Below are 706 nucleotides of genomic sequence, written 5' to 3'. Positions count from 1 at the left end.
AGGTTCGCCGGATCGTCTACACCACAAACACCATCGAGGCGCTGAATTCCAAGCTCCGCCGGGCCGTCAGGGCCAGGGGCCACTTCCCCAGCGACGACGCCGCTACGAAACTGCTCTATCTGATCTTGAACCGATCGGAGAAAGAGTGGAAAATGCCGCCGCGTGAGTGGTCCATGGCCAAAGCTCAGTTCGCCGTCATATTCGGCGAGCGCTTCATCAAGGCAATGGCGGCATAATGTTCAATCGCTCGCCCGCACACGAAATTACTGACAGTCCCCCTCCGCCTCGCGTATCTCGTGGGTCAGCGAATCGACAATGGCGATCTTCTTGCCGGAATAATCCACGAAGACCTTGTCGCCGGCGACATGCTCCTGCCGCATGGTCGGCGACAGCCGCTTCTCGAAGCCGCGAAACAGGTCGCAGAAACAAGTGAAGTGTTATGCTGAACATATTAGCCGTTATGTTGCGGCCAAATTTATGTTGCGGCTGCAGAGGATGAGCCAAGGATTTCGGTAGTTTCCTTGGCCCAAGCCACCACATAAGAAGAAGCGGCCGTAGTTGCCTACAAGGCTTTCAGGAATGCCATCAATGACGGCATGGATCGTTGTCGTGGGGACGGCCTCAAGCCGCTGATATCAACCTTGGCCAACGCCTTGGCCTTCATTTCCAGATCGACCTCGGCGTAAATGTGTGTGGTGTCCAACGA

General features: G+C 55.9%; 1 protein-coding gene. It reads left to right on the top strand.

What is annotated here, in order from left to right; translation table 11 throughout:
* The coding region (locus CEV33_RS00920; protein ID WP_141211531.1) for a transposase at positions 1-236 on the top strand (236 nt) is incomplete at its 5' end.
* Between the last annotated feature and the right edge of the window lie 470 nt (positions 237-706).

The sequence above is a fragment of the Brucella grignonensis genome, from assembly GCF_002252505.1.
GTDB classification, from domain to species: domain Bacteria; phylum Pseudomonadota; class Alphaproteobacteria; order Rhizobiales; family Rhizobiaceae; genus Brucella; species Brucella grignonensis.
This window is presented reverse-complemented; position numbering and strand designations above follow the sequence as displayed.